Origin of the sequence: Sneathiella glossodoripedis JCM 23214 (genome assembly GCF_000616095.1) — a bacterium.
Taxonomy (GTDB): domain Bacteria; phylum Pseudomonadota; class Alphaproteobacteria; order Sneathiellales; family Sneathiellaceae; genus Sneathiella; species Sneathiella glossodoripedis.
In genome coordinates this window covers 655053-675839 of the sequence record NZ_BAMS01000002.1, presented here as the reverse complement: position 1 = coordinate 675839, position 20787 = coordinate 655053, and the positions used below count along the sequence as shown (strand labels likewise).

Annotated in this window: 32 protein-coding genes; 30 read left to right on the top strand and 2 right to left on the bottom strand. The window is 47.3% G+C overall.

What is annotated here, in order from left to right:
* Positions 1-10: 10 nt before the first annotated feature.
* From JCM23214_RS11460 to JCM23214_RS11405, 13 genes are all read left to right on the top strand, one after another.
* Positions 11-295, top strand: a complete 285-nt coding sequence (locus JCM23214_RS11460; RefSeq protein ID WP_025899061.1) for a hypothetical protein — start codon at positions 11-13, stop codon at positions 293-295.
* A complete protein-coding gene (locus tag JCM23214_RS20430; RefSeq protein WP_025899060.1) occupies positions 288-599 on the top strand; it encodes a phage fiber-tail adaptor protein in 312 nt (103 codons plus the stop codon). Before JCM23214_RS11460 ends, JCM23214_RS20430 begins: the two co-directional genes overlap by 8 nt.
* Positions 596-985 (top strand): terminase small subunit-like protein, encoded by a 390-nt coding sequence (locus JCM23214_RS11450; protein ID WP_025899059.1) that lies wholly within the window; start codon positions 596-598, stop codon positions 983-985. The genes JCM23214_RS20430 and JCM23214_RS11450 overlap by 4 nt, the downstream gene beginning before the upstream one ends.
* Positions 948-2384, top strand: a complete 1437-nt coding sequence (locus JCM23214_RS11445) for a terminase large subunit domain-containing protein (RefSeq protein WP_025899058.1) — start codon at positions 948-950, stop codon at positions 2382-2384. Before JCM23214_RS11450 ends, JCM23214_RS11445 begins: the two co-directional genes overlap by 38 nt.
* The gene (locus tag JCM23214_RS11440) at positions 2369-3019 is read left to right on the top strand and encodes a portal protein (protein ID WP_025899057.1); all 651 of its coding nucleotides are present in this window, start codon (positions 2369-2371) and stop codon (positions 3017-3019) included. Before JCM23214_RS11445 ends, JCM23214_RS11440 begins: the two co-directional genes overlap by 16 nt.
* Positions 2992-4122 carry a portal protein gene (locus JCM23214_RS11435; RefSeq protein ID WP_025899056.1) on the top strand — a complete coding sequence of 377 codons (1131 nt, stop codon included), beginning with the start codon at positions 2992-2994 and terminating at the stop codon, positions 4120-4122. Before JCM23214_RS11440 ends, JCM23214_RS11435 begins: the two co-directional genes overlap by 28 nt.
* A gap of 62 nt (positions 4123-4184) precedes the next feature.
* Positions 4185-4883: a hypothetical protein gene (locus JCM23214_RS11430; RefSeq protein ID WP_025899055.1), complete on the top strand. Its 699-nt coding sequence runs from the start codon at positions 4185-4187 to the stop codon at positions 4881-4883.
* A gap of 53 nt (positions 4884-4936) precedes the next feature.
* Positions 4937-6019 carry a N4-gp56 family major capsid protein gene (locus JCM23214_RS11425; protein ID WP_084264760.1) on the top strand — a complete coding sequence of 361 codons (1083 nt, stop codon included), beginning with the start codon at positions 4937-4939 and terminating at the stop codon, positions 6017-6019.
* Positions 6020-6030: 11 nt separating this feature from the next.
* Complete coding sequence (locus JCM23214_RS11420; RefSeq protein ID WP_025899053.1) at positions 6031-6273, top strand: hypothetical protein; 243 nt, start codon at positions 6031-6033, stop codon at positions 6271-6273.
* Positions 6221-6454, top strand: coding sequence for a hypothetical protein (locus JCM23214_RS23355; protein ID WP_148301856.1), 234 nt, complete (start codon positions 6221-6223; stop codon positions 6452-6454). Before JCM23214_RS11420 ends, JCM23214_RS23355 begins: the two co-directional genes overlap by 53 nt.
* Positions 6455-6493: 39 nt before the next feature.
* The gene (locus JCM23214_RS11415; RefSeq protein ID WP_025899052.1) at positions 6494-6688 is read left to right on the top strand and encodes a hypothetical protein; all 195 of its coding nucleotides are present in this window, start codon (positions 6494-6496) and stop codon (positions 6686-6688) included.
* Complete coding sequence (locus tag JCM23214_RS11410; protein WP_025899051.1) at positions 6688-7026, top strand: hypothetical protein; 339 nt, start codon at positions 6688-6690, stop codon at positions 7024-7026. Before JCM23214_RS11415 ends, JCM23214_RS11410 begins: the two co-directional genes overlap by 1 nt.
* A gap of 26 nt (positions 7027-7052) precedes the next feature.
* Positions 7053-7943, top strand: a complete 891-nt coding sequence (locus tag JCM23214_RS11405; RefSeq protein WP_148301855.1) for a hypothetical protein — start codon at positions 7053-7055, stop codon at positions 7941-7943.
* Here the strand turns inward: JCM23214_RS11405 and JCM23214_RS23350 are convergent.
* Positions 7887-8261, bottom strand: a complete 375-nt coding sequence (locus JCM23214_RS23350) for a hypothetical protein (protein WP_148301854.1) — start codon at positions 8259-8261, stop codon at positions 7887-7889. The genes JCM23214_RS11405 and JCM23214_RS23350 overlap by 57 nt on opposite strands.
* Positions 8262-8319: 58 nt before the next feature.
* Between JCM23214_RS23350 and JCM23214_RS11400 the strand changes: the two genes are divergently transcribed.
* The 17 genes from JCM23214_RS11400 (at position 8320) to JCM23214_RS11320 (ending at position 19274) form a co-directional block, all read left to right on the top strand.
* Positions 8320-9180, top strand: coding sequence for a packaged DNA stabilization protein (locus JCM23214_RS11400; protein WP_025899049.1), 861 nt, complete (start codon positions 8320-8322; stop codon positions 9178-9180).
* On the top strand, positions 9141-9689 hold the full coding sequence (locus JCM23214_RS11395; protein ID WP_025899048.1) for a hypothetical protein: 549 nt from the start codon (positions 9141-9143) through the stop codon (positions 9687-9689). The genes JCM23214_RS11400 and JCM23214_RS11395 overlap by 40 nt, the downstream gene beginning before the upstream one ends.
* A complete protein-coding gene (locus tag JCM23214_RS11390; protein ID WP_025899047.1) occupies positions 9682-10104 on the top strand; it encodes a hypothetical protein in 423 nt (140 codons plus the stop codon). Before JCM23214_RS11395 ends, JCM23214_RS11390 begins: the two co-directional genes overlap by 8 nt.
* 4 nt (positions 10105-10108) lie before the next feature.
* The gene (locus JCM23214_RS11385) at positions 10109-10726 is read left to right on the top strand and encodes a hypothetical protein (protein ID WP_025899046.1); all 618 of its coding nucleotides are present in this window, start codon (positions 10109-10111) and stop codon (positions 10724-10726) included.
* Entirely contained in the window at positions 10719-11993 is a 1275-nt protein-coding gene (locus JCM23214_RS11380) for a hypothetical protein (RefSeq protein ID WP_025899045.1), read from the top strand. The genes JCM23214_RS11385 and JCM23214_RS11380 overlap by 8 nt, the downstream gene beginning before the upstream one ends.
* On the top strand, positions 11990-13636 hold the full coding sequence (locus JCM23214_RS11375) for a hypothetical protein (protein WP_025899044.1): 1647 nt from the start codon (positions 11990-11992) through the stop codon (positions 13634-13636). Before JCM23214_RS11380 ends, JCM23214_RS11375 begins: the two co-directional genes overlap by 4 nt.
* 115 nt (positions 13637-13751) lie before the next feature.
* Entirely contained in the window at positions 13752-14147 is a 396-nt protein-coding gene (locus tag JCM23214_RS11370) for a hypothetical protein (protein ID WP_148301853.1), read from the top strand.
* Between the two features lie 188 nt (positions 14148-14335).
* Positions 14336-15493, top strand: a complete 1158-nt coding sequence (locus tag JCM23214_RS11365) for a hypothetical protein (protein ID WP_148301852.1) — start codon at positions 14336-14338, stop codon at positions 15491-15493.
* 102 nt (positions 15494-15595) lie between these two features.
* Positions 15596-15829, top strand: a complete 234-nt coding sequence (locus JCM23214_RS11360) for a hypothetical protein (RefSeq protein WP_148301851.1) — start codon at positions 15596-15598, stop codon at positions 15827-15829.
* A 9-nt stretch (positions 15830-15838) separates the two neighbouring features.
* Complete coding sequence (locus JCM23214_RS11355; RefSeq protein WP_025899040.1) at positions 15839-16123, top strand: hypothetical protein; 285 nt, start codon at positions 15839-15841, stop codon at positions 16121-16123.
* A complete protein-coding gene (locus JCM23214_RS23475; RefSeq protein WP_159104345.1) occupies positions 16120-16272 on the top strand; it encodes a hypothetical protein in 153 nt (50 codons plus the stop codon). Before JCM23214_RS11355 ends, JCM23214_RS23475 begins: the two co-directional genes overlap by 4 nt.
* Before the next feature lie 225 nt (positions 16273-16497).
* Positions 16498-16716, top strand: a complete 219-nt coding sequence (locus JCM23214_RS11345) for a hypothetical protein (protein WP_025899039.1) — start codon at positions 16498-16500, stop codon at positions 16714-16716.
* Positions 16716-17879: a helix-turn-helix domain-containing protein gene (locus JCM23214_RS11340; RefSeq protein WP_025899038.1), complete on the top strand. Its 1164-nt coding sequence runs from the start codon at positions 16716-16718 to the stop codon at positions 17877-17879. Before JCM23214_RS11345 ends, JCM23214_RS11340 begins: the two co-directional genes overlap by 1 nt.
* Positions 17876-18055 carry a hypothetical protein gene (locus JCM23214_RS11335; protein ID WP_025899037.1) on the top strand — a complete coding sequence of 60 codons (180 nt, stop codon included), beginning with the start codon at positions 17876-17878 and terminating at the stop codon, positions 18053-18055. The genes JCM23214_RS11340 and JCM23214_RS11335 overlap by 4 nt, the downstream gene beginning before the upstream one ends.
* A gap of 48 nt (positions 18056-18103) precedes the next feature.
* Positions 18104-18517 (top strand): glycoside hydrolase family protein, encoded by a 414-nt coding sequence (locus JCM23214_RS11330; protein WP_025899036.1) that lies wholly within the window; start codon positions 18104-18106, stop codon positions 18515-18517.
* 3 nt (positions 18518-18520) lie between these two features.
* Entirely contained in the window at positions 18521-18700 is a 180-nt protein-coding gene (locus JCM23214_RS11325; RefSeq protein WP_025899035.1) for a hypothetical protein, read from the top strand.
* Entirely contained in the window at positions 18687-19274 is a 588-nt protein-coding gene (locus tag JCM23214_RS11320; RefSeq protein WP_025899034.1) for a lipase family protein, read from the top strand. The genes JCM23214_RS11325 and JCM23214_RS11320 overlap by 14 nt, the downstream gene beginning before the upstream one ends.
* A gap of 1191 nt (positions 19275-20465) precedes the next feature.
* Here the strand turns inward: JCM23214_RS11320 and JCM23214_RS22485 are convergent.
* Positions 20466-20762 (bottom strand): PGPGW domain-containing protein, encoded by a 297-nt coding sequence (locus JCM23214_RS22485; RefSeq protein WP_025899033.1) that lies wholly within the window; start codon positions 20760-20762, stop codon positions 20466-20468.
* Positions 20763-20787 lie beyond the last annotated feature (25 nt).

Genomic DNA, 20787 nt, shown 5'->3' with positions numbered 1-20787 from the left:
AGGTGGAGTAATGGCTAAAGTAGAAGGCACATTTACTAGCACAGGTTCATCAAACGTATTACACGTGGATAAAGAATACGAAATTGCAATCAACGGATTGGGATCGAATGTTGTTAAGCCAAAATGGTCATACGATAAAGGCGTAACATATTATTATGGTAAGGCATTTCCAGAGGACGATGTTTACCGAGGTGAATCTGCAAGGCCCGGCGCTCAATTAATTATAGAATGCACTTCTTACAGTAGCGGCACTGTTAGCTATTGTGCAGGTCAGGGCCCAACTAAAAATGACTAGAACGCATGTTCTGCGAAAGGACCGCCGGGGCTTATCTGTCGGCTCCACAGGTAACTTAATTGCTTATCAGGATAAAGACGAGACACTCGACTATACTATTGACTGGTCAGCTTGGTTAGGGTCAGACACCATTTCAAGCGTGGCTTACACAGCTAATGGAATAACGCTCACAAGTTCGAGCAACACAACAACAAGCGTAACTGTGTGGACAACAGGAACGGCTGGAGAGCTGGTAATGACTATTACAACAACAGCAGGCCGGGTTAAGCAGGAAACAATTACTTTCAAGGAAACTGCAGCGTGACAAAATATTCAGAACGGCTTGCTGAGAAGATTTGTGACGAGATAGCGGAAGGAAAAAGTCTTCGTCAGATCTGCAGAAAAAAAGACATGCCCGGACTAACAACAATAAGGCGTTGGTTAAGGGATAAAGAGGAATTTCGGCTACAATACACACGCGCGCGCGAAGACCAAGCGGATTATTATGCAGATGAGATAATAGAGATTGCCGACGATGAGAATAAAAGGGCAGACGACAAAAGGTTGATGATTGATGCCAGAAAGTGGGCTGCATCGAAACTCAAGCCCAAAAAATATGGGGATAAACTTGAATTGGCGGGTCATGATGGAGGCCCGTTGATACCGGAAATAAATGTCACAATCGGCACCTCTGAACCTAAGCCTTCATGAGAGGCAGGGCCGGGCGTTTACTTCAAAGGCAACAGAAATTTTATATGGCGGCGCGGCTGGTGGCGGAAAGTCGCATCTTATGCGTGTTGCGTCGGTAATCTGGTGTGCAGAGATACCCGGGTTGCAGGTTTATCTGTTCAGGCGGATTAGGGAGGACCTGATTAAAAACCATATGGAGGGAGCGAATGGGTATCGCTCTTTATTAGCCCCGTGGGTTCAGGCTGGTCTGGTTAAGATAGTGGAAGATGAAATCCGGTTTTTATGGAACGGGTCAAAAATCTATCTGTGCCACTGTAAGGATGAAAAGGACAGATTTAAATATCAGGGTTCTGAAATTCACGTCCTGCTCATGGATGAGTTGACCCATTTTACAGAGGTTATTTATCGCTTCCTCAGAAACCGTGTTCGCATGGTCGGTATTGATTTAAAGGAGGAATATAAAGGCATATTCCCTCGAATAATCAGCGGGGCAAATCCGGGTGGTGTTGGTCATCAGTTCGTAAAGACAACATTTGTGGATGATGTTGAGCCGATGGAAGTAAGGCGAATGCCTCCGAGTGAGGGCGGAATGTTGCGGCAATTTATTCCCGCCCGGCTTGAAGACAATCCATCAATGGCTCGGGATGATCCGGATTATGAGAAACGCCTAGAGGGGTTAGGGTCAAAAGCACTTGTTGACGCGATGCGTTGGGGTGACTGGAATGTTGTTGAGGGCGCATACTTTGATTGCTGGAACGCTCAGACACATGTTTTGAGGCCTTTTGAAATACCTAAAGACTGGTTGCGCTTTCGGTCTTTTGACTGGGGTTCAGCAAAGCCTTTCTCTGTTGGTTGGTGGGCAATTGCAAACGAACAATTCAGGACGCCAGACGGTCAAATCATACCGCGCGGGGCGATGGTTCGTTATCGCGAATGGTACGGAAAGAAGTCGCCAGATGTTGGGTTAAAGCTCACAGTTGAGCAGGTCGCGGATGGCATTAAAGAGCGGGAAGCGGGAGATAAAATCTCATATGGGGTGGCTGACACCTCAATCTTTGCGGAGGATGGCGGACCGTCTCAGGCGGAGCGGTTCTCAGCCAAGAAAGTATTTTTTAAGCCTGCAGACAAGCAGAGGTTGGCAGGTTGGTCTCAAATGAGAGACCGGATGATAGGTGAAGATCAGCCTATGATTTACTGCTTTTCAACCTGTGTTGACAGTATTCGAACCATCCCGGCTCTGCAGCACGATGAAAACAAACCAGAAGATTTAGATACAAGTTCAGAAGACCACGCGGCTGATGAGTGGCGATACGCCTGCATGTCAAGGCCGTGGGTAAGAACAATTGAGAAACCGAAGGTTAAAGACGCTTGGGCGGATGTGTTTGAGGATGAAGTCGAGGAGTCATGGAAAACAGTTTAGCACAACTCATTGAATGGGCAGAAGCAGCGGAAGAAAGCACTACAGGTGCGCGCAAGCAGGCTGAGAGAGACCGTGACTATTACGACAATATTCAATGGACAGCAGAAGAGCAGGCAGAGCTTAAAAAGCGCAAGCAGCCTATCATTACCATTAACCGAATTAAGCGGAAGATTGATTTTCTTACAGGCATTGAAAAGCAGCAGAGGACCGATCCAAAAGCATACCCAAGGACGCCAAAGGATGAAGAGGGCGCTATTGCAGCTAGTGATGCCCTGCGTTTTGTGGAGCAAAAAAATAACTTTGACTCAATCGCCTCTGATGGTTGGGAGAACCTGCTTGTGGAGGGTGTGTGCGGGTGTGAGGTTGGCATCCGCATGAAAGGCGATGACCCTGAAATTATAATAACAGGGTGGGCTTGGGATAGGCTGTTTTATGATCCATACAGTTCAAAGAAAGATTTTTCAGATGCGCGGTTTTTAGGCGGCATGATTTGGATGGATGCTGACCAAGCCGTTACAAGATGGAGCCACGCGAAAGATGCTATTGAGCTAACAGTTAGCGAGGCGTCAACAGCGGATACATATGACGATAAACCCAAACATACGATGTGGGGGATAAGAAGCGCAAGCGCGTAAAAATCGTCAAGATTTGGTATAAAATCGGGGATGAATGGCACCACAGCTTATTTACCAAGGGCGGTGTTATTAGCGAGGGCCCATCTCCTTACCGAACACAGGACGGTGAAAGCCTGTGCGGCATGAAACTACGTTCCGCCTATGTGGACAGAGATAATAACCGTTATGGCGTTGTGAGGGAGATGATTTCCCCGCAGGATGAAATTAACAAACGCCGTTCTAAACTGCTTCACTTCCTTAACCAGCGTCAAACGATGGGCGACGAGGGAGCGGTTGACGTTCGCAAGGCTAAGTCAGAACTAGCCAAGCCGGACGGGCACGTTGTCATTAATCCCAATATGCGCTTTGAAGTGCTTAAGAATGATGATCAGGTTGTCGGTCAATTCAATCTCCTGCAGGAGGCTAAGCAGGAAATAGACCTGATGGGGCCTAACGCCTCCATGATGGGTAAGGGAGATAAAGGCGCGGAGTCTGGTCGGGCTATCATAGCGCAGCAGCAGGGTGGTTACATAGAGCTTGCGACACTTCTGGACGGCTACCGGATGTGGAAGCAGGAAGTCTATGAGATGATCTGGCATCTTGTGCAGCAGTTCTGGACTAAGGAGAAATGGGTCCGGGTTACGGATGACGAGAACAACGTCAAGTTTGTAGGTCTCAACCAGCCCATTCCTATTGGTGAGCTTCAAGGTTATCCAAAGGAAGTTATAGAGCAATATCCTATGCTCCAGCAGCCGTCCGGGGAAATACGAAACAAGGTTGCTGAGATTGACGTGGACATCATTATAGAAGATGCGCCGGACACAATCACAATACAGCATGAACAATTCCAGGAGCTCGTCGGTCTTGTTCAGGCAGGGGTTCAGTTCCCGCCAACACTCCTGATCGAAGCCTCTCAGCTTAGAAATAAGCAACGCCTTATCGAACAGCTTAATGGCGGTGACGAGGAGGCGCAGGCGCAGCGTCAAGCAGAAGAAGAGCGCGCCAGAGAAATAGAAGACACAGCAATAACTCTCGATTTCCAGCAAAAAGGTGCGGAAATCCGCAAGACAAACGCGGAAGCAGCGGAAAAAGAGAACAACCTATTACACCCAGAAGCGGGGTAATGCCGCCGCCGGGCAACGGGCGATAAAAGTGACGCCGACTTACGGGCGAATACGAGGGTAATATGGAAGATGAACTAGAAACATTCTTTGAAGGACCAGAGCCTGCTCAGGAAGCGGAAACAGTGGTTGAACCTGACCAACAGGCTGTAGAGCCAGAACCGCAAGCAGCAGAGGAAGAGCCAACGGGCGTAAAAGAAGAGGACTCGCCGCCGGAGCCTAAAGAGGAAATGGTTCCGATCGCTGCCCTCATGGCTGAGCGCGACAAGCGACAGGAGGCCGAAAGAGCTAGACAAGAGCTTGAAGCAAAGCAGGACAAGAAACCGGATTTTTATGATGATCCGGAGGGTGCACTCGAAAGTCAGAAAATTGATACTGAACAAAGCATATTGAACATGAAGGTCAGTATGTCTGAGGAAATCGTGAAAGTGATTCATTCGGATTATACTGATGTTGTTCATGATGGCACTTGGGAAAAGCTGACAAAAGAAAATCCCGCTCTTGCCTTGCAATGCGGACAAGCTTCAAATCCGGCTCTTTTCGCTTACCAGCAATGTCAAAACTACAAGGCCTTGCAGGAAATTGGTGATCCAAAGACATACAAAGACCGTCTTTCCGCCGAAATCCGAGCAGAGTTGAAGGCAGAGATGGAAAAAGAAGCCGCGCTCAAAAATTTACCCGAAAATCTGGCGGATATTCCAACGGCGAAAAGTAAAGCTCCAGAGTGGAGCGGCCCGGAATCCCTAGATGAAATTCTGAACTAAACCCGAATTGAACGCCGTGAGGCAGTCCAGTTCCCTTAGATGGATTTTTTTAAATGGCAGACACTACAGTAGCCACGGGCTTGACCGTGCAACAGTGGGACTCCAAGTTCTTCAAGGAGTACCTCTCACAAAACCGCTTTAAACCCTTTATGGGCACAAGCGAAAACTCAATTATCCAAGTCAAAGATGATCTGACAAAGAAAAACGGTGACAGTATTACCTTTGCTCTTGTCAATAAGCTGGCAGGTGATGGTGTAACCGGATCCAACACGCTTGAAGGCAACGAAGAGGATATGGCCTCCCGAAGCCACAAGCTGACAGTTGAGCAAATTCGTCATGCGGTTCGTGTCGCTTCAACAGATGAGCAGTTTTCTGCAATTCCGTTGCGTGATGCGGCTAAATCAGTTCTTAAGGACTGGATGATGGAAAAAACGCGCGATGATATTATCGCAGCGTTTGGTTCAATTAACGGTGTGGCGTATGCATCAGCAACCGAGACACAAAAGGACGCTTGGCTGGTTGATAATGCAGACAGGGTTCTGTTTGGTGCGGCGAAGAGTAATAACTCTTCTAATGACCACTCAGCATCCCTTGCTAACATTGACAGCACCAACGATAAGCTGACGCCAGAAGCAATTTCACTCATGAAGCGTATGGCTTTGCAGGCCAACCCAAAAATTCGCCCAATTCGGACAACCGAAGATGAGCGTTGGTTTGTGTTGTTTGCAAACTCCTATTGTTTCCGTGATTTGAAAGAAAACGCGACAATGACACAGGCGCAGCGTGAGGCACTGGCACGAGGAGCTAAAAACAAGCTCTTCACTGGCGGTGATTTGATGTGGGATGGCGTTATCATCAAGGAGATTGAAGACATCGGCGTTCTCTCTGGCGTTGGCGCAAGCTCTATCGATGTTGCTCCTAACTACTTCTGTGGTGCGCAGGCGCTTGGTATTGGTTGGGCAAAACGTACCTTTACCAAAGATAAGGACTTCGATTATGGCGATAAAAAAGGCGTTGCTGTGGGCGAATTCCGAGGCATCGAAAAGCTGACCTTTGGTTCAGGCGATGGTGACACAGACGACTTGAAAGACCACGGCGTTTTGACCGGGTTCTTCTCAGCAGTCGCAGACGCATAAGGAGTTAGATAATGGCTAGCACATTTACATCAACTGCAGCAGCCGCAACGGCTCCTGTTTATCAGCCAATGGGTGACGGCGTTGCCTGCGCAAAAGCAACCTATGAACTTACAGCGGCCTTGGTGGTTGACGATATCATTCAAATGGTTCGCCTCCCCAAGAACGCTGTCGTTCTGGATGTTGTTCTTGTGACCGACGATCTTGATAGTAACGGCACACCAACTTACGCTCGATGTGGGTTATGGCGGGGATGATGATTATTTCATTGCTGCCTCAACCGTTGCACAGGCCGGTGGAGTGGCTCGTTCAGCCGCATCTACTGCCCACCCGCTTACTTTGAGTGCTGAGGACACTATTGATATTCATGTCGACACGGCCCCGGCAACAGGCACTACAGGCACAGTCAGCCTGTGTGTTTATTACGTAGCGTACTAATGATTGGGGGCTTCGGCCCCCTTGTTTATGGAGATACAGATGACGAAAAAGAAACTTGTTGCCGAACCAGTAGATGAATTGAAATTCAAGTTTATTGGATCTGGTGACAATGATCCAAAATACTGCGAAATGTTTGGACTTGTCTTTCCGCTCAATAAGCCAGTTGATTGCTCAGAGTTGAATGAAAAGTTTATTCTAAAACTTGAAAAGAATTCACATTTTGAAGCGGCATAATGGCTACAAAATCTGAAATCAGGCAAAAAGTCTTGCGTAAGCTAGGTGTGCTGGGTCGGGGGCAAACAGCCTCTAACTCAGACGCTACGTTAGTTGAAGAGTTTATCACGCAGACACACGCGAACCTGTTTAACCGGGGTAAAATCTATTGGTCAGTTAATGATACGCCTGACGAGGCAGTTAACGCATGGGTTATGGTGATTGCGAATGAGTGCGGTGATGAATTTGGCCTAGCCTCGCCTGAATTAGAGAGAAAGGCCGCTATTGCCATGACTGAAATCGCCGCCCTGAATGCAGTAAATTACGAGGGGGAGCCTAACGAGGCTTTGTACTATTGAACAACTTAATTCCCTTTGAATCCAAAATGAAATGGATAAGCACCCCAAACAATTTAGCAGCTAGTGCAGCCGTTCCTGCCAATCTGGGGAATGCGGCTTCTCAAAATTCTTTAGGGGCAACAGCCTACGGGGATGTGGACAACGACCCGGCTGATATTAATACGCCAAATGTCGAGGATATGAGTATTGCACAGCAGATGGCAGCTATTGGTCAGTTAGATACAATGCAATTTGCGATGCCTACCCCTATATCTTTGACAATGCAAGCCACCAAGGCCGCAATAGAGCATAACCTAGAAAATGACATTAGCGATTTAGGTTTGGATTATGGTGGCGCGGTAGGCCCGGGAACTGGTATTGGCGCGGCGGACGTCGCCGCAGGTGCAGAGAACGCTTCTATGGGCCTTGACGCAGGAGCCGCAGCAGCAGCCTCTATGGGCCTTGGGGTTAACGATAACGGGAATAATAGTGAAGCAGCAGGGCCGGGAGCTACGGGGTCGTCCGTTGATGATGGCTCTATGAGTTTTAGCGGTTCACCAGCGGCTTCTGAACATAGTACAGGTGAACAAGCGGGAAACAGTACGGGTGGATCGGATGGGGCTGGGGCAAAGGTCATATGTACAGAACTTCGCGGGCAGGGGTTTATTCCAGATGATATTTGGGAAGCAGATCAAGCCTATGCCATTACTGTCAATTCTGAGGTAAGGGCAGGGTATTTAATGTGGGGCGTGCCTTGGGTGCGTGTTATGAGGCGGTCAAGACTGGCAACACAGTTTACAAGACTATTTGCAGAACCTTGGGCGCAACATATGGCTTATGAGATGGGCGTGGTTAAAAAAGATAGCTTTTTGGGAAGGTTATCAACTCACTTGGTCAAGCTCTATGTCGCACTCTTTGGCGGTGTAAAAGATTCTTGAAACAAGCTTCCCTGTCACATCGCTAAAAAGTTCATATTCATACTTCCAGCCTTTAGCAAGGTCTTGTTGAGCAGTAGGTAACTTGCAGGTTTTGTCAAGGCTTCGAATTAGTCGCCACAGCGTCGGTTTGTGAGCCCCGGCTTGCAGGAGTTTTTTTTCACCGTCAGTTGGATAGATTTCAACTTTATAATGTTGGGTTTTATCCGAGCGGTAAGCCGCAACAATTGCAGCCTGTTCATCAATCCATACAGGCTTATCCGCTGTCTCATAATTAGTAGCACAGCCACCCAATAGTAATACGAGAAGTAGTTTTTTCATTCTCACACCATAGTCGTGAATATTTCATTTGTCTTGTGGAAAGTGAAAGCAATTTTACATGCTTAGACGAATACCTTTTGCAACCAACTCTTATAAAAGCCGGTCAAAGCCGCTTTCAAGTCAGAGATTGGTAAACCTTTATGCTGAAAAAGCCCCGCCAACAGCCAAGAGTGATGTTGTGCTTATGGGAACGCCCGGACAGGTGCTTTTTAGCAGTCTGGTGGATATTCGCGGCATGTTGATGATGGGAAGCTTTCTATATGCTGTATCCGGAAAGACACTCTACAAGGTTTTACAGGATGGCACTACTGAAAGTCTGGGAACAATTACGGGCGGCGACTATGTGTTTATGGCAACCAACGGCACACAGCTTGTTATTGTTCAGAATCCTAGAGGATATGTTTACACGGTTGCAGACGGTCTTTCGCAGATAGCAGACCCCGATTTTCCCGGCGCTTCAAGCGTAACTTATCAGGATGGGTATTTTATTTTTACCCGACCAAATACGGGAGAGTTTTTTATTTCGGCCCTGCTGGATGGCACAGAGTATGACGCTTTGGAATATGCAACAGCGGAAATGGCTGCAGATAATTCAATAAGAGTGTTTTCAGACCATCGTGAGCTCTGGATATTTGGAACAGACACAACGGAAGTCTGGTTTAACTCAGGGGATGCAGATTTCCCTTTTGAACGTATTTCAAACGTATCTTTAGAAGTGGGCTGCGCAGCTGCGCTAACAGTTGCAAAAATGGACAATACCGTCTTTTGGCTAGCAAGCGATCTAACGGTTAGACGAGCAGACGGATACAACCCGGTAGTTATCTCCACGCCTCCTATTGAGGATGAGATAAAGGACTTTACCGCATCAGAGGCAATTGGGTGGCTTATACGGATTCAGGCCATGCTTTTTACGTTCTAACTTTTCCGGGTAAAGCAACATTTGTTTATGACGCCGCTATGGGCGAATGGCATGAGCGGGAGACCTACGGGCAACTTGGATGGGCAGCGACTACCTACTGCAGGGCTTATAACAAGCATTTAGTCGGGGCAGATACAATCAATTCCCTCTCTCTGGATGTGTATGCAGATAAATCGAACCCCCTCGTGTCGAAAGTTATTTCTGTTCCTTACGGAGATAATACAGACCAAACAATCGTCATGCCTCGCTTTCAACTTGATATTGAAACAGGCGTTGGCGCTACGACAGGGCAGGGGCAAACCCCGCAGGCAATGTTGAGATTTTCAGATGATGGCGGTCGTAACTGGTCAAATGAGCTTTGGGAAGATTTCGGAGCCTTGGGTGAATATTCAGCTCGTGCGGTCTGGTGGCGACTTGGCTCATTCCGCCAACGGATGATTGAGGTCACAATATCCGATCCGGTTAAACGAGCAATTATGGGCGGTTTTGCGGAGATTAAGAATGGCTGATAACAAACTACCCCCACCTCCTAGAGGATTACCTCCAGGATTAGAACGGTGGCTGGTGCAGGTGGTTGTCCCACGCATAACAAAAGAGGCCCAACTAAGCTGGGCGCAGGTAGCAAAAGCCGGCTCTGCGATAGAGGATTTGGATAATACTGAACTCCTGACCAATCACATCAATGCAACTGAAAGTCACGGGGCTACAGGGGATTTGGTTGGGGCAGAAGATTACGCAACCACAGCCAAGGGCGGCACCGTGAAAAAGCTGCCTAGTATAGCTGATCTAAGCCTTTCCTCTCTGACCGTAGGGGCGAGTTACGACCAATCTGAGGTAACGGCTATAGCAGCCGCTGTTGAGGATGCCAGCAACAAAATTGATGAGTTATTGACCGCCATGAGAGCGGCGGAAATGTTGGAGTAATAGCATGGGATTATGGGATTTTGCTGCATCGGTCGTTAGTACAGGTGCCAGCTTTCTGTCAAACAAAAGCGCTACTAATGCACAGAGTTCAGGAAACAGTAAGGCGTCCAAGACTCTCGATGCGCAGTATAGGCAGAACAGAGAAGATTACGCACCTTGGAGAGATATCGGGCGAAATGCTCTATACGCTACCTCAGCCCTATCGGGCGTCAGTATTCCCGGTATGTCGGCGCCCCAAAATCAGGAAATCTATAACGCGGCTGTAGGTAATTTCAAAGCGTCTCCCGGCTATCAGTTCAGATTGGCAGAGGGTATTAACGCACTGGATAAATCAGCGGCTGCAAGAGGACGCTTGCGAAGTGGTGCACATGAAAAGGCTCTTGTTCGATTTGGTGACGGGATGGCTTCGGCTGAATATGGGAATTATGTAAATCGATTAAATGCTCTTGCTGGTATTGGTCAGCAGGCAACAGCAAACACGGCAGCGCTAGGGGCTCAAAATGCGACAGCTCAGGCTAATCTGGCAGTGAATAACGGTAATGCGAGAGCATCCGGCTACACCAACAACGCAAGAATTATCAATCAGGGACTGCAGAACGCTCTGCTGGCATATAATGGCTAACGAATATGGAATTAACATGGCGGCTATCCAGAACCACCGCCAGCAGCAAAAAATGAACGCCCTTTCCTTGAAGCGGGGAGAGCAGGCCCTTGCCCATAACGATTATAAAATGGCGCAGGAAAAACAGCGCAATGCGTTAGCTGGTCAGTTTGGCGGGGATATTGCCAACCGTAAACAGGTTGCTAAAGAGATGTATTCAGTTGATCCCCAGATGGCAATGCAGATGGAAAAAAGCATTCAGGGGATGGAGGCGGATAAGCGAAAGCAATTAGAGGATATAACACAGCAGGCGGGAAAGCTTGCAGCAACTGTATTAGCAACACCAGACGAACAGTTTGACCAAGTATACCAAACCTCTTTGATGCAGGCTGCTAAACAGTATCCGGGAGCTGTAGATGACGCCCCGCCCATGAATGCGTCTATTGAAGAGAAAAGAGCATGGCTGCAGCAGCAGGTTAATGAAGCCTCAACCATTCAACAGATTTTGGACCGGAATAATCCTAAAGAGCATAAATATACTAAACCCTTCGAAGCGATTGATGAAAACGGAAACCCTGTATTTGTTCAGCAGGGGCCAAATGGTCAACTGCAGTCTGTTGATGGGTTCAGGCCCCCCGAAAAGCAGCAAGGGTTATTTGTTCGCACTGGGCCGGACGGAACGGTTATTTCAACTAATGGACAGCCGGAAAATGTACCTCTTACCAAGTCTGTGACAACCGGCATTCAGAAGGAGATAGCAGGGCTTGAGGAAACGTTCTCTCGTGTGATGGATATTGACCAGAGGTACAATCCTAGTTTTATGACATTTCAGGGGAAGTTAGGGGCCTATCTCTCTGAGTTAAAAGATAAAGCGGCAATGGATATGTCGGACGATGAGCGGAAGTTCTTAAAAGATTTTACCAAGTTTCGCACAATGGTTAATCGAGACTTCAACGCTTATCGTAAGGAAATCACGGGGGCTGCTGCATCTGTTCAGGAATTGGAATCTTTAAAGAAAGCGACAATCGCGGAAGACCAAAGCCCGGCACAGTTTGAGGCTAACATGGAGGTCTATAAGGAAGAGCTTTTACGAGCAATGCGGATTAAGCGGCGCTTGTTGCGTGAGGGTATTTCCGTAGGGTCCAGAGAATTCGGTGATGCAATGGACCGCCTGTATCTGAATGGTCACGATGACGATGGGGAAACCCGCCTTGCAGAGCTTCAAGAGCAGGGGTTTGACGAAACAGCGGCAATCGATCGGCTAATCGAAGAGGGTTACAGCGAATGAGTTTGAGGGAGAAGATAGCCGCCCGTAAGGCAGAAATGAATCAGCCTGCCCCGGTTCAGCCAGAAGTGACCTTAAAAGATAAGATTGCCAAGCGAAAAGCAGAATTAAACGCCCCCCCGCCGCCTGTTGATTATGATTCCGAAAAAGATATTTATGATTTGAAAGTGCCTTATACTGGAGTCGGGGATGCTGTCAAACTCCTTGGTGGTTTAGCTCTAGACTCCAGACCGGAGTCACAAATCAATATTCTAAAGGAATATGTTCCGGGTGTAGAGAGTGATTTTGACGATGAAGGAAATCCTTTTGTTACATATGAAGGAAACAAATACTACATCAATAAACCGGGGGTCTCTGGAAGTGATTTTTCCACTTTAATAGCGGAAATCGCTAAATTTTTGCCTGCTTCCAAGGTCGCGTCAATGGGAGCAAGCGCATTAGCACGTTTTGGTATTGGCGCAGCCGCTTACGGGACTACCTCAGCAGCTTCCGATCTAGGGGCAAATGCGTTAGGCTCTAAGCAGGGCATTGATCCTATTAAGGCTGGTGTTTCCGCTGTATTTGGTGGTGCTGCAGAGGCGGTAACTCCATTTATTATGCAAGGGGTTAAACGCCTTTTCTCAAGCAGTAAACTATATCACGCCGGAAAGGGGCTTACAGAGCGAGGCAAGGAATTCGTTAAAGAGTTGGGCTTTGACCCGGCTGTATTTAATGAGGCTGCGGCTAAAGAGTTCTCACGCATGATTGACGGAAGTGTGGATCCAAAAGTTGCGGCTGCGGTAGCTGAAAATAAGCGATGGGGTATTCGCACCTCAAAAGGTGAGGCAACGCAGGACTTTGGGCTTATTCAGAAAGAAGACCTTGCAAGAAAAGGCGGTTTTGGGGATAGAGCACAGAAGGATATGCAGCGTTTCGATGAAGCAAAAACAACCGAAATGCTCGAAGCCAAAGATGTAATGCAAAGTGACCTTGCTGGAGGTGCCCCAAGTGTGACTCGCGAGGTTGACGGAGCTGGTATTGTAACGGAAGGGATAAAGAACCGATCCAACGCGCAAAAATCAGCTATTAACCAAGCATATGAACAGGCTGCAGAATATGACGCCCGTTTGAGTGTTGAAAGCCTTGGTGAGCTTTCCAAGCGGGTTGGGGAACGATTTAAAGAAGGAACGACCTTTGTTGATAAAGAAATGACCCCCGCCACAATTCGGGCCATTAAAGAAATCAAGTCAATCGCCAAAGGGAAAAATATTACGGCTGTATCCCTTAAAAGGCTGGAGGCTACACGCCGTAAACTTGGCGCTATGGCAGACGCGGCAAAAAACCCAACCGACAAGAGAAATGTTCTTGTTGTTAAATATGAGCTTGATAGCTGGCTGGATGATGCTTTTGATAAAGCCCTTTTTGAAGGTGATGAGCAAGCTTTATCTGTACTGAAAGAAGCAAGGAGCGCTCGCAAGCGGTATAGTGATTTATATACGAAACAGGGCAATGATGTAGCTGGCGCAGAGATTGAGAAAATTATCAAGTTTGATGCAGATGAAAATCAGGCTCTTAGTTATCTCTTTGGTAAAGGGAGATTGGGCGGCAAGGACAATGCGACTAAAGTGGCTGTTCGTGTTCGAGAAATTTTAGGGCCTAATAGCTGAATGGGCGGCATTCAAAGAGACAGCATTTACAAGATTGTTCAAGAATGTTGTCAAAGAGAATAATGGCAAAAAGTCCTTTAATGGACAGGCTTTTGTAAACAACTTTGATACTGCGATGAAAGATAATCCTAAACTGATGAAAGAGATTTTCGGAAACGATTTACCTAAGCTTTCCTCTCTCAGAAGTGCGATTAACCGGGCGACACATAGGCCAGAAGGGACCGTAAATCATCCGGGAACTGCAGTGGCAATTTCAAAGATAGCGCAAGAGGCTTTCCAAAAGTTTGCTTTGGCGATGGGGCTTAGCGGTGATGTTACCAGCTATATCTTAATTAACAGCGCATCCAAGGCGACCAAGGGGGCAGGGAGGACATATTCCAAAGGGGTTAAGCCTGCGTTGCCTCAATCCTCATTTGCGTCCGCGCTTATGGCAGCGGGGGGCGTGGAGGGTCACCGTTCTCTATCTCCTCAACCGTCTGCCAATAACCGTAACGAACGCGGAAATAGATAAAATAGGTTAGAAAACCAAAGAATACAACGATTATGGACCAGACACCAAGCAGCCAGATCATTCCAAGCAGGAGTAGGCAGGCAATATAATAAGCGGGTTCTCTCATATTCCTAATATAGGGGATTATGGGGGGAAAATCATGTGGAATTTGCAGGCGGTTTTTGACCGTCTTTTTTTATGAGGAAAATATGGCAATATTTCAAAGCCCACGAGTAAGGGCACTCGATAGTGCTGGCGATCCACTCTCTGGCGCTAAACTGTACTTCTATCAGGCAGGGACGTCAACGCCAGAGGACACGTACACAGATGCAGCCCTTTCAGTAGCTCACGCCAACCCTGTTGTTGCTGATAGTGAGGGAAAATTTGCGACCATTTACCTGCAGTCTTTAAATTATAAAGTGGTTTTGAAGGATAGCTCTGATACTACGATATGGACACAGGATAACGTAGACGGCAGGGCGGTAGCGGATGGTTCGATAACGCTCGCTAAGATGGCCGACTTGACACAAGGGAGTCTTATTGTGGGCGGTGCGAGTGACCGGCCTACAGAATTAGCCTATGGGCAAGACGGTTATGTGCTGACAACCAAAGGCGCAAGCGCAGAGCCCGAGTGGACTAAACTGCCATACCCACCCGGATATCGCTCAGGATTTACCGTCTCCATCAATGCAACAGACCCAGACCATGACGTAGATATTACGGCGGGATACGCGCGCGATAGTACAGATACTGTTGATATTGTCGGTAGTGCAATGACCAAACAACTGGACGCTACTTGGGTGGCTGGCAATAATGCGGGGGGTCTGTTCTCTGGGACGGTGGCGCCAAATACAAGGTATTACAAGTTCGCTATCGTCAAAGATAGTGATAACTCTGTAGATTACGGTTTTGACACATCATCAACAGCAGCCAGTATCCCAAGTGGGTATACCTACTATCTCAAGATAGATCAGGTTATGACCGATGGCAGTGGTAATCTGATTAACTCTGTTGGTGATGTGTTTGAAAGCGATTTGCAAAGCATTACATCAGCAGGGTTGTTAACCTTGGCTCATGGCCTTTCTGAAACTCCCCAACTCTCAGATATTACGGTAGCGCTTGTCTGTCAAACAACGGAACATAATTGGGCGGTGAATGACGAGACAGTGGCGGCGATTACGCCCGGTGATGGGGGTACAGGGTCTAGCTCAAAAGGTTCAGCGCTCTATGCGGATAGCACAAATATCTACCTGCGATTTGGTAACGTAACAAACGTCTACAACGTTTATGACAAGACAACGGGTACGCTTCAACAGGCCACAAATGCAAACTGGAATGTCAAGATTTACGCAAGGATACCATCATGATTTATGTTGATGCTGAGGGTAATTATTTAGGGAGCTTTTCAACCCCGCCAGAGGGAGGGATAGCGGTTCCCACGGCTCCCGTAGATGCGCGTCAGACTTGGAATGGATCAGAGTGGAGTGAAGTTCCTGATACGCGCGGCTACCGAGAAAAAAGAAAAGCTGATTACATTGCAGAGATTAGCAGAAGGTGCCTTTGAAGAGACCAGCGGTGATGCTTTCGATGCCATTTTAAAATACCTTGCACGAAAAGATCCAACGGGTACGGCAGAAGACCCCGATTTAGGTCCATTACTGACCAAAATAAACACGATTAAAGCCCGTTATCCCAAACCGTAGGAGGTTGTTATGAGGATTTTGCTAGCTGCGATTTTCGCGGCTTTTTTTATGTCTACTGCCAGTGCTCAGATGTTCCCGGCACCGCTTCGAATAGCATGTACCGAAAACCCTGCTGACCTGTATGCCAAGATTAAAAAAGATGGGATGCAGGAGGTGTGGAGAAAGACACATAGCGGCGGCGGTGAAATGATTGTCTTCCAAAATCTATCCAATGGCATGTGGGTTCAGTTAGGCACGTTTGCAGAGATTACCTGCGTCATTTCCAGTGGCGGTCACAGAGAGGTCGGGACATGAATGACAGCGCATTGCTTGCTCGCATAGACGAGCGCACACAGGCAATGGAAAGACGACTGGCAAGGGTTGAGATAGGGATGCTCTCAGCAATTGGTGGAGCGGCTTATATCGCCGTTCAATATATCCTTAAAGTGGTAGGTTTGGCATGAGTTTAATGCAGCGTATAGAGTGCACACCTTGGATGCGGTGGTCAGTCGTTCTTTTCTTTTCCGTTCTAATTGGTCAGCTTACATGGTTCTATATTGAACCTCTTTTTGAAGACCGAAGACCCCCAATAACAATTCACGATATTTATTCGAAAACAAAGGTAGTAAGACCGGGGCAAGCAGTCACCATTTCCATTGACAGAACAAAGGTTAGAGATTGCGCATTAAGTGGATACCTTCTGGATCAACAGAAAAGGTGAAGAGATATTTGATAAGACAACGCGGGGCGGCAGGCAAGGATTAGGCCGCAAAACCGTTGTTGTGGTGGTAGAGGTTCCCGGCAACCTACCCACCGGGGAATGGGGTTGGCAAGCCCTTCTATTATATGATTGTGAGAATGGAACCGCAATAGTCAGGCAGCAGGCCGTGTGGTTTACGGTGCGGTAATGGATCCAAACCTTAAACAATATGCCACCCAAAAGCAATGGGAGGCAATGGTCGCAATCCATGAGTGTGGCTCGGTCATAGCGGCGGCTCGCAAGCTTGGAATTGACCATTCAGCGGTATCGAGACGGCGAAGCGCCCTGTTACTAAAAGCGGCTAAGCATGGATATGCCCCTGATCATGATATGACACATCCTGTCGCGCCGGGATTCAAAATTAAAGGGACAAGCACCCTTTATGATAAAACCTCTGGCGAGGCTAAAATCCAGTGGATCAAAACAACTGCCGATGAAGAGCAGAGAGAGGCAGCTTTCAGGGCTTTTCTCGATGAAGCAAAGAGTCAGATTGAAAGGGTTGCCCCAATTGAGTCGCCCGACACTCAAATAGAACATTTAATAAGCACTTACATAGTAGGCGACCACCATCTAGGTATGTATGCATGGGGAGAGGAAACAGGAGCGGAAGACCACGATTTGCAGCGTGGCGAACAGTTGCTAATGGCGGCAATGTCTAACCTTGTTGAAAGGTCACCTGATAGCCAACAGGCGGCTATATTAATCCTTGGTGACTTTCTTCATTACGACTCCATGAAAAGCGTTACCCCAAAGAACAAGCACCATCTTGATACCGCTAATAGAGCGGGAGAAATGGTGAGAGCGGGACGGCGGGTTTTAAAGTATTTAATCGAATGTGCGCTTAAGAAACACCAGCATGTAACAGTACTGATAGAGCCGGGTAATCATGATGAATATTCCGCTCTCTTCTTGCGTGAAATGTTTGTAGGGATGTATGAAAATGAACCCCGTTGCACGATAGACCCTAGCCCTAGAAATATCCATGTTTTGCTTTTTGGAGCAAATTTAATAGCCACCACTCATAACGATAAGCTTAAAGAAAATGCTCAGGCATTAATTCTAGCAACAGATTTCCCTGAAGAGTGGGCAAGGTCGAAATATAGGGTAGTTCACTCCTGCCACGACCACCACAACAGAATAAAGGAAGTGCCGGGGGTTACCTTGGAGGGGCATCAAATATTAATTCCGCCTGATGCTCATGGCGCGGGTGGACCTTGGCGCTCTATGCAGAGCATGAAGGCCATTATTTACCACGCAGAATACGGGGAAGTGTCAAGACTGACCGTGAACCCCGCAATGTTAGCCGCATGATCTACCCCTACCTCGTACAGGCCGGACCCTCTCAAAAGGTGGTTATGCAGGTTTCAAAAGATATGCAAATCCCTGTGAGTTATGAGGCATTGCGACGGCTGATGACCAGCTCAGTACAGATATATGCAGAAGAGACCCGGTTGAGGGATATTTTGCTCAACGAAAAAATAGTTTGATGAACATGTGAGCCGAATAATTCAGTAATCGGCTCAGGAGGTAGCTAGGTGACCATTAAGGCGGATTTAATAGACTCATTGGTCAGGGATGAAGGATTAAGGCTCAAGCCATACCGTTGTACAGCCGGAAAGCTCACAATAGGGGTGGGTCGCAATATAGAGGATAACGGGATAACTAAGGCGGAAGCAATTATCCTGCTTACCAATGACGTAAACACAGTCTTCCGGGAACTCGATAAAAACATCCCTTGGTGGGCTGACTTACCCGATGGCCCAAGGGTCGCACTCGCGAATATGTGCTTCAACCTTGGATGGCCCAGACTATCGGGATTTAAAAAAATGCTCGCTGCATTGAAGGACAGAAACTTCAAGAAGGCGGCAGATGAAGCCCTAGACAGTAAGTGGGCTAAAGATGTTGGCAAACGCAGCCAGCGAATTTCAGAACTTATTAGGAATGGATGAGATATGGATTTAGACACAGCAGAGATTGCGGGTATCATTGCATCAGTCGTAACTATTGCAAATATCATTACAGCCGCAACACCTACAAATCATGACAACCAGATATTGAATGCTATTTTAAAAGTGTTGAATATTCTGTCTATCAATATCGGTAAAAACAAAAACGCCGATGACGCCACTTGAGGCTGCTGAGTGGGCTAATATAGCTTACGAGGATGAAAAGACAGGACAGGAGTTCGCCGCCAAGCGCGGCTTTTCTTTTGTCCTGTTTACAGTTGGCTCGCATCAATGTGTTGTTGGTTGCAAAAATGATTTGTCTGTTGTTGCATTCAGGGGGACAGAGTTTCCCAGATGGCGCGATATAATTACGAATATAAATGCTAGGCAGATATATAACAAAGCGGGTGCCGGCATGGTGCATCAAGGCTATCATAATGCGGCTTGGAAACTGTTACCCAATATAAAGAGCTTATTGCGGGGTACTGTCTACTTTACCGGACACTCTATGGGGGGAGCAATTGCTATACAGGCAGGGTCGATATTAAAGCCTGATTATATTTATACGTTTAATGCTCCCAAGTCTGGAGATTCCGACTTTGCTAAGCAATATCCTGTCCCTGTTTTCCGTTTTGTATCTCATGGAGACTTTGCTCAGTCATACCCCTCAGATACTAAAGAATGGCAACATGTAGGCAGAAAGATTACTCTTGAGAGCCGGGGGCATTCAATGGATCGGATTGTTGAGGTTTTGGGCTAGGTATTGGGTAAATTTTATTCTCATGCGGCTCAATGCGCTCGATGATTAACCCTAGCTTAATGTCCTCTTCGACTGTCCTGTCTCTAAACATTAATTTTTCTGCCTCAAGTAAGAGCGCTTCATATTCGGCTTCTGTCATTTACTTGCCGCTCGTTGTCCTGTGTTAGCCTCTCGGTAAATCTTTTCAGCCCACATAATATCATTTTCCGTGATGCTTCGGTTGATCATAAGGTCATACCCGCCATCCCCAGAAATAATCCTCACACCTAAAACCATAGACCCGTCTGAGGTCTCGATTAACTGGAAGATGCTTCCGTTTGGTTGACGCTCAGGCTCACCAATCTTTCATGTGCTTGAGTGTGGGGTGATGAAACTACTACCACCATCAATACCGCCCCAACCTTCAATCAATTCATCGCCTCTAGGTCTCATATCTGTTTCCTTAAGAAAGTAATTAAGGGAAGCGTGAGCCTAGTCTAAAAGACATCCGACAGCAAAGTGCGGCACGGTACCAACCGTGATTTCGGCTCACACCCCTAAATGTAAGGGCCGGACGCTACCCCGGCTGCCTTGGAGTGTCGATACTCTTTCTAACCCTTGCGAGGCGGTAGGACTTCGAATACCTACAGTCGGATGCCTTCATCCCAAGCGCTTGCTACCTTACCCCTCCATTATATAAAAATAATGTATTGTTAACAAGCCTTTATTGGGGTATAATGCGATTAACAACACCCCTCACACCTCTCAAACGATGTGCAAACCGAGGGGTTTTTTATCTAAAAGTCTCATAAGCATATCTAGTCCCAATAACGCTATAAATATCACGAGACCCGCATTTAGAGCACTTTAACCTGCTAAGCTTTGTCTCTGGAGGCACACCTAATTCAAGCGGATCAATCACTCCTGAATGCCCACAAGCATTACACAGCGGCCTTAAAATAAACCCTCCGTCTATGAGGTATTGAATGTCTTGATCCTTCATGATTCTGCCACTATATCATGCGGAAAAGGTTTTACACTAGGCTCGTAAGTCATTGATTCTATTGACCGTGAACAAACCGTGAAACCTGTAAAACCTCATTGATTCTAAAGGATTACTTTCTGACTGTGACTCAGGAGGTCGCCGGTTCGATCCCGGTCATTCGCCCCATCAAAAACCCCGCCTTGTGCGGGGTTTTTTGTTGTCAAAATTTAGTGGTTTTTGAGCTCGCCTTTGCCAGTTTTAGCTGGACTGTCACCGTTATCGTCACCCTTTTCCTGGCTCATACGTCCCAACCAGACTTTTGTTTTGCGTTTAAGGCGACGGGCGAATGAATAGTCGACAGCCAGGATCATGATGCCCAGTGGTAACATCCAGAAGCCAACAACCGGCAGGAAGCCAAAAATTCCACCAAACACAAGCCCCCATCCAAGAAAGAAACGCTGTGTCTTGCTTTCGGGAATTTTGACGTTGTCCCGAAGATTTTCGATCTTTTTTCTAAGCGACATGAAAAATTTCGTTCCGACTGTTCCA